This window comes from Haloarchaeobius amylolyticus (assembly GCF_042678045.1).
Taxonomy (GTDB): Archaea; Halobacteriota; Halobacteria; order Halobacteriales; family Natrialbaceae; genus Natrinema; species Natrinema amylolyticus_A.
Genome location: NZ_JBHUDI010000011.1, coordinates 686024 through 692894 on the forward strand (window position 1 = coordinate 686024; position 6871 = coordinate 692894).

At 64.1% G+C, this 6871-nt stretch carries 6 protein-coding genes and 1 pseudogene; 5 read left to right on the forward strand and 2 right to left on the reverse strand.

Annotated features, from left to right (window positions below; genetic code table 11):
• The first annotated feature begins 66 nt into the window (after positions 1-66).
• Positions 67-1209 carry a DUF7537 family lipoprotein gene (locus tag ACFR99_RS19630; RefSeq protein WP_390291201.1) on the forward strand — a complete coding sequence of 381 codons (1143 nt, stop codon included), beginning with the start codon at positions 67-69 and terminating at the stop codon, positions 1207-1209.
• 135 nt (positions 1210-1344) lie between these two features.
• Here ACFR99_RS19630 and carA read toward each other — a convergent pair whose 3' ends face one another.
• Positions 1345-2424: a glutamine-hydrolyzing carbamoyl-phosphate synthase small subunit gene (carA, locus tag ACFR99_RS19635; RefSeq protein WP_390291204.1), complete on the reverse strand. Its 1080-nt coding sequence runs from the start codon at positions 2422-2424 to the stop codon at positions 1345-1347.
• A 102-nt stretch (positions 2425-2526) separates the two neighbouring features.
• On the opposite strand from carA, the gene ACFR99_RS19640 reads away from it, so the two are divergent.
• From ACFR99_RS19640 to ACFR99_RS19650, 3 genes are all read left to right on the forward strand, one after another.
• Entirely contained in the window at positions 2527-2940 is a 414-nt protein-coding gene (locus tag ACFR99_RS19640) for an Lrp/AsnC family transcriptional regulator (protein WP_250140834.1), read from the forward strand.
• A gap of 109 nt (positions 2941-3049) precedes the next feature.
• On the forward strand, positions 3050-4918 hold the full coding sequence (locus ACFR99_RS19645; RefSeq protein ID WP_390291208.1) for a PAS domain S-box protein: 1869 nt from the start codon (positions 3050-3052) through the stop codon (positions 4916-4918).
• A gap of 158 nt (positions 4919-5076) precedes the next feature.
• Positions 5077-5916 (forward strand): VOC family protein, encoded by an 840-nt coding sequence (locus tag ACFR99_RS19650; protein ID WP_390291211.1) that lies wholly within the window; start codon positions 5077-5079, stop codon positions 5914-5916.
• Between the two features lie 3 nt (positions 5917-5919).
• Here the strand turns inward: ACFR99_RS19650 and ACFR99_RS19655 are convergent, their stop codons facing one another.
• On the reverse strand, positions 5920-6627 hold the full coding sequence (locus ACFR99_RS19655) for a PHP domain-containing protein (protein ID WP_390291214.1): 708 nt from the start codon (positions 6625-6627) through the stop codon (positions 5920-5922).
• 42 nt (positions 6628-6669) lie between these two features.
• On the opposite strand from ACFR99_RS19655, the pseudogene ACFR99_RS19660 reads away from it, so the two are divergent.
• A pseudogene (locus ACFR99_RS19660) lies at positions 6670-6871 on the forward strand (diacylglycerol/lipid kinase family protein); the annotation flags it as partial.

The following is a 6871-nucleotide window of genomic DNA, read 5'->3' on the forward strand; positions in this document are numbered from 1 at the left end:
CTCCCTCGGGACTCACGTATGATACTTGACCAGTCGTTTCATATTCTACCACTCTAGGAGTCCACTATGAAGCGATCGGTAATCATCATGCTCGCCGTTGTGGTACTGACGACGACCGCGGGGTGTGCTGGCGTCCTCCGCGGCGGCGCCACCGGTGGAAATGACGGCGAAGTGGCCGAATCGAGCGCGGCGACCGAAGACAAAGCAAGCGAGTCCGTCACCTTCCCGAACGGAACCGGCGAAAACGGCCTCGACGCCGACGAACTCACGTCTCGACAGACGACGGTTCTCGAAGACGGATCGTACGTGGTGGAAACTCGCGAGGCGTCTAAACTCGAGACAGGAACGTACGAGGAATCGATCGTGCTCTCGGTTGACGGCGACCGAAAGATCCAGAAAACGAAATTCGAATACGAACCGGCGACGGAGGACAGCCTGTTAGGACCGTCGGGGTCGGAAACGTGGCTCTTCACGGAGTCAGCGAACGAGACACTCGTCCGTCGGATCGTTGATTCGAACGAGCGGTACCGAGTCGAAAACGGACCGGTAGCGCCAAGGACGGACGAGCGACACCTTCGCGACGAACTCGAAGCCGTGCTGCGAGTTTCGGAGTACGAACTGACCGACGTCGAGGAAGCCGACGGTTCGACGGTCGTCACCTACGAAGGGACGGAAGTGAGCGATGAGCTCGACCAACTGTATCCGTTGATAGACGAGTACCACGAGGTTGCTGTGACGGTCTCCGTCTCCGACGACGGCATCGAACGCTATGCGTACGAATTCGAGGCGACGACAGTAGACGGCTACCCCGAGACAATCGCGGTGGAAACGACGTTCTCGAGCGTCGGCGAGACCGAACTTGGGAGACCGGAGTGGGTCCACGAGGGGTTTGAGCGGGCTCCTGCGGCGTCGATTTCGACTGACGGCGAGAAGATGATCGCGCTCACGCTGGAATCGGGCGATCCGATACCCGAAAACGCGAGGGTCTCAGTGTCCCCGATCAGCGGGTATTATGTGGCGAGCCTGGACGAGGCGCTCGAACCGGGAGAAACGCTGTATCTCACCGTTCGGGACGGGCAGCTACTGGCGAGCGTCGACGTGAAACCCGATGCAGGCGACGCGATCGATACGGAGTGGTTCACAGTCTCCGCCACCACTGAAGGTGGGATCACCGCGTACGAGGGGACCTATGAGGAGCCGTCGGGGTGAGCGGCCCTCAATCAGCTTCAGACGCCGACCCCGGTTCGTCGATCGTATTACGGAGTCCGCACTCGTCGTTTATCCTCCGGTCGAACGAGCGGCTGATCGAGAGCGATCGATATCGGACGAAAGAATTCGAATCGTTCAGTCGTCGGCAGGAACCGCTCGCGAGTCGGCTCGCTCGGAAGCCATGGCGAGCACGTCGTCGAAGAAGTCGAGGGTGTCTTCGGGACCGGGGTTGGCCTCGGGGTGGTACTGGCGGGTGATGACGTCGAACTCGACGCCGTCGATCCCTTCGGGCGTGTCGTCGTTGACGTTGATCTGGGTAACCTCGAGGTGCTCGCCGGGGTCGGCGACCGTGTAGCCGTGGTTCTGAGTGGTCATCACGACCTGCCCGGACTCCAGATCGAGGACGGGCTGGTTGACGCCGCGGTGGCCGAAGTCCATCTTTTCGGTGGAGCCGCCAAGCGCCTCGGCGACGATCTGCTGGCCGAGACAGATGCCGGCGACGGGCGTATCCTCGACGAATTCCTCGACGAGTTCGATCGCGCCCTCGAAGTTGACCGGGTCGCCGGGACCGTTCGAGATGAAGAGGATGTCCGGGGCGACGGCCGCGACGTCCTCGGTGGCCGCGTCGTAGGGGAACACGTGGACGGTCGCGTCGCGCTCGAGCAGCGAGTCGACGATCGACCCCTTCGCGCCACAGTCGATCAGCGCCACGTCAGGGCCGTCGTTGTCTTCGCCGTGGACGATCGGCTCGTCGACGCTGACCTGTGCGCCGATGTCGGTGTGGTCGCTCATGGCCTTGCACTGTTCGAGTTCGGCCAGCGCGTCTTCCTCGGTGACGTCCTCGCCGACAGCGATGCCGCATTTCATCGCGCCGCCGTCGCGGATGTCGGTGACGACCTCTCGCGTGTCGAGGTGGTCGACCGCCGGGACGCCCTCGCTTTCGAGCCACTCAGCGACGTCCTCGGTGAGTTCCTTTGCGAGCACCGCACGCGGGTGGACACGGTCGGATTCGAAGCGTTCCTCGCGGACGCCGTAGTTGCCGATCAGCGGATACGAGAAGGTCAGGACCTGTTCCTCGTAGGATGGGTCGGTCAGACTCTCCTCGTAGCCGGTATATGCTGTTGTGAAAACGAGTTCACCGCGAGCCGTACCTGACGCGCGACCACGTCCCTCGAGTACGTGGCCGCCTTCCAGTGCGACGTAGGCTTCCGTCATTACGATCTACGTATCGGATGGACCATCATAAGTGTTGTCTTCGAAGCTCAGTTACGATTTTCGTAATCGGTAAGTGCCCGTCGGGTATAGATACACATCTCCATGGACGACCTGGACCGACAGATCCTCGATATTCTCCGGCGTGACGCCCGGACGCCGTACACGGAGATCGCAGACGAGGTCGGGACGAGCGAGGGAACCGTTCGCAACCGCGTCGAACGAATGATGGACGACGATGTCATCGAGCGCTTTACCATCTCGACCCGGACGGGTAACGTCCAGGCGATGCTCGAGATCAGCGTCGCGGTCGACGTCGATACCAAAGCGGTCTCCGAGCGGATGGCCGAGTGGGACGAGGTCGACTTCGTCTGGATGGTCTCGGGCGAGCAGGACATCGTCCTCGTCGTCGACGCCGCGGACACGCGCGGCGTCAACGACCTCATCACGAAGGCCCGCGATCAGGAAGAGGTTGTCAGCACGAAGACACGACTTATTCTGGACGAAGAACTCGGGTGAGCGGACGTCTGAGGGCTGGATCGAGCGATTAGGAGTTACACTGTGACAGTCTTCTCGATTGATTGGAAAAGTTCGACCCTTTTTGACGGAGCGATTATATTCCCAGATAATGACCACTGGGGACAGGCCTGATAAGCAACCCGAACCGACAGCGCCCGCCGATCGACGGACGCCATCGGACCGTGGCTGTTCGACGACGCTCGAGGAGTACGAAACGATATTCCACGCCGTCGAGGACGCCGTCTTTCTCCTCGATGTCGAGCGATCGGCTGACGGCCGCACGTATCGATATCGACGCGTCAATCCCGCATACGAGACGCTCACTGGGTTGACCGACACGACGATCAGTGGACGGACATCGGCCGAGATGTTCGACGCGGAGACGGCTGCGTCAGCCACCGAGCACTACGATGCGTGCGTCGAGCAGGCGGCGACGATCGAGTACGAAACGACGCTGTCGCTTCCGTCGGGCGAGCGAACGCTCGAGACGAAATTGACGCCGACCACCGTTGACGAAACGGTCGAGCAGCTCGTCGGGATCGTTCGAGACATCACCGAGCAGAAACGGCGGGAGTGCGAACTCGAACGGAGTCGGGATCTTCTCGAGAAAGCGGAACGCCTCGCGGCCGTCGGTGGGTGGGAACTGGATCTGCAGTCGGACGACCTCCGATGGACCGACGGGACGCGCGAGATCTTCGAGGTCGAAGCTGGGTACGACCCGACGTTGTCCGAGGCCATCGAGTTCTATCATCCCGACGACCGGGACCGGATTCGGTCGTTCGTCGAGACGTGTCGGGATGCCGGTGAGCCGTACGACGTCGTTCTCAGGATCGTCACCGCTGCGGGGAACGAACGATGGGTCCACACCGTCGGTGAACCCGTCGTCGTCGACGGCGAGCCGGTCGTACTCCGCGGTGCGGTCCGGGACATCACGGCGCGGAAAGAACGCGAACAGGACCTCCGGCTCTTCCAGAAGGCCGTCGAACAGGCGGGCCACGGCATCGTGATCACGGACCGCGAGGGCACGATCGAGTACGTCAACCCGGCCTACGAACGAGACAGCGGGTACACCCGCACGGAGGCCGTCGGACGGAATCCGCGGCTGGTCAAGTCGGGGAAACACGATCAGGCGTTCTACGAGGAGCTGTGGGAGACGATCAGCTCGGGAGAGATCTGGGAACACGAACTCATCAACCGCCGGAAATCCGGAGAACTGTACCACGTCGAGCAAACGATCGCGCCGATTACTGACGACGACGAGATCACGCATTTCGTCGCGATCGAGTCCGACGTGACCGAACAGCGCCTGCGCGGGCAGCGACTCAGCGTGCTCAATCGGATCCTCCGACACAACATCCGAAACGGCATGAACGTCATCCAGGGGAACGCGACGCGACTTCGGAACGTCTCCGATGCCGACGAGCGGGACGCGGTCCTGACTGCGATCGAAGACCAGGCCGCCGAATTGCTCAAGATCAGTGACAACGCCGCAGCCGTCCGGGACCTGTTCCAGCGTGACCGTCACCCCGACGTCGCCTGTGACGTCGGCGCGATGCTCTCGCGACTGGCGTCCGACTTCGACGACGACCATCCGGACGCCGACATTACGGTGACCGCACCCGAGCACGTCACGGCACAGGCCGACGACCGGTTAGAGACGGCGATCCGAATGGCCGTCGACAACGCTGTCGTCCACAACGACCGACCGGAACCCGAGATCACCGTCAGCGCGACGCCCATCGAAGGGGCCAACACGGGCGACTGGGTCGATATCGCCATCGCCGACGACGGACCGGGGATCCCGCCACAGGAACGACCGATGGTCGAACGCGACGCCGAGACGCAACTCGTCCACGGGAGCGGCCTCGAGCTGTGGCACATCTACTGGGTCGCGAAGAGTTTCGGCGGCGAGATGCGGATCACCGACAACGATCCCCGGGGCAGTATCGTCACGCTTCGCGTCCCGGTGGCCACGTAGCTCGCTGGGACGGTTCGCGACTGGCCGTCGATCAGTTGCCGGCTGTCGACGACACTGGCAGGCCGACCGCTCGAGCCGACGAGCCGATAACCGCGATGTCACCTAGTGAGGCTACTGTTCGCAAAGACACACATAGGGGACGCGCCAACGACTCTCGTATGACGACCTCGCCGCTCATTCCGGAAACGGCACGGATCGGCCGGACTGCACTGCGTGTCGGGGACCTCGCAGAGACGATCGACTTCTATCGGGATGTCGTCGGCCTCTCGGTGGTGACACGGGGCGACACGACGGCCACGCTCGGCGTCGACGGGACGCCGCTGCTCGTCTTGGAGCACGCGGAGAACGAATCCCCGCGCGGGTGGGCACAGGCTGGATTGTTCCACACCGCGTTCAAGGTTCCCTCGCGCGCCGCGCTGGGGGCCGCACTCGAGCGGATTCGCGAGCGCTGGCAGCTCGATGGCGCGTCGGATCACTACGTGAGCGAAGCGCTGTACCTCACCGATCCCGAGGGCAACGGCGTCGAGATCTACACGGATCGGCCTCAGGAAGAGTGGCCACGGGCGGCCGACGGCACGGTCGAGATCGGGACCGTCCCGCTCGATCTCGACGACGTCGCCGCCCAGTCTACCGGGGGCACGACTGCGCCGCCCGGGACGACGGTCGGACACCTCCATCTGGAGGCGACCTCGCTCGAGGCAGCACGCGAGTTCTACGTCGAGACGCTGGGACTCACCGTGCAGACTGAGAGCCCGTCGGCACTGTTCCTCGCGGCCGGCGACTACCACCACCACCTCGGCGTGAACACGTGGCACGGCCGGTCACAGCCGGCAGGCGGCCGTGGGGTGGCGTGGTTCGAGTTCCTCGTGACGGACGCGGAGACGCTTTCGGCGGTTCGGCGACGGCTCGAAGACGCCGACATCCCGGTCAACGAACGCGACGGGGCGATCGAACTGACCGATCCGGACGAAATCGCGATCCGGATCCGTGCCGCGTAATCCTCAACGCTCCCCCGGTGGCTGCCCGACGCCAGGCGTCGGTTCCTCGAGCGCGTCGATCACCTGTTTGCGGCGGTGGATCGCCCGGTAGCCACGGCGCAACAGGCGATCGAACCCGGATCGGGACACACGCGCGCTCACTCGTCCGTCGCGAATCGCGTCGACGACCGCGGTGGGCGTGAGCCGGTCGGCGTCGACGACCGTGTACGCACGTCCGACCTCGAAGGGATAGTGGGCATCGCTACCGCCGACCAGTGGCAGGTCCCGGGCGTCGGCGAGCTGTTCGACCAGCGGCCGCGAGCGAGGGTGTTTGCCGTTGACCTCGATCGCGTCGAACGGGACGTCCGCCAGTTCTCGCACCGTGCTGTTCCGGAAGGGGTGGGCGACGATCGCGGCACAGTTCCGGTCGTGTGCCAGCGCGACCGTCTCCGCGGGCGAGAGCGCGCCGGGTTTCGTCGCCGCGGGCGGGTCGGGACCGACGACGAGGACGTGGCCACGATCGGTCGTGATCTCGATCCCTGGCAGCGCCACGACGTCGCCGGACGGCTCGAGTGGCGTGTAGTAATCGTGGTTGGTCGTCGCGACGCCCGCCAGTCCGCGGCGATCGGCCATCGCAGTGAGTAGGCGGGCGCCAAGCGGATCGAACCGGTCGCCGAGCGAGCGACGCCCGTGGAAGAATCGCGTGTGCGCGTGCAAATCGACAGTGTACACGGCAGTGCAGACGCCGGCCAGACCCTTTTGCGCTCGGCCGGCGTGTCCCGCGATATGCAATCGACGGGGTCTGACGGTCGAACCGACGGCGACCGTGTGCTCGTCCTCAATCCCGTCAGCGGCGACGGGAACCACGTCGACGACGTGGTCGAACTGGGGACCGAGCACGGATTCGACATTCAGAAGACGACTGAAAGCGGCGACGCGAAGCGGGTCGCTCGCGAGCGTGCCCCGGACGCCGACG

Bases quoted from the DNA above. Each gene is read 5' to 3' on its own strand.
- carA (WP_390291204.1), bottom strand. From the start codon at position 2,424: ATGACGGAAGCCTACGTCGCACTGGAAGGCGGCCACGTACTCGAGGGA.
- ACFR99_RS19640 (WP_250140834.1), top strand. From the start codon at position 2,527: ATGGACGACCTGGACCGACAGATCCTCGATATTCTCCGGCGTGACGCC.
- ACFR99_RS19650 (WP_390291211.1), top strand. From the start codon at position 5,077: ATGACGACCTCGCCGCTCATTCCGGAAACGGCACGGATCGGCCGGACT.
- ACFR99_RS19630 (WP_390291201.1), top strand. From the start codon at position 67: ATGAAGCGATCGGTAATCATCATGCTCGCCGTTGTGGTACTGACGACG.
- ACFR99_RS19645 (WP_390291208.1), top strand. From the start codon at position 3,050: ATGACCACTGGGGACAGGCCTGATAAGCAACCCGAACCGACAGCGCCC.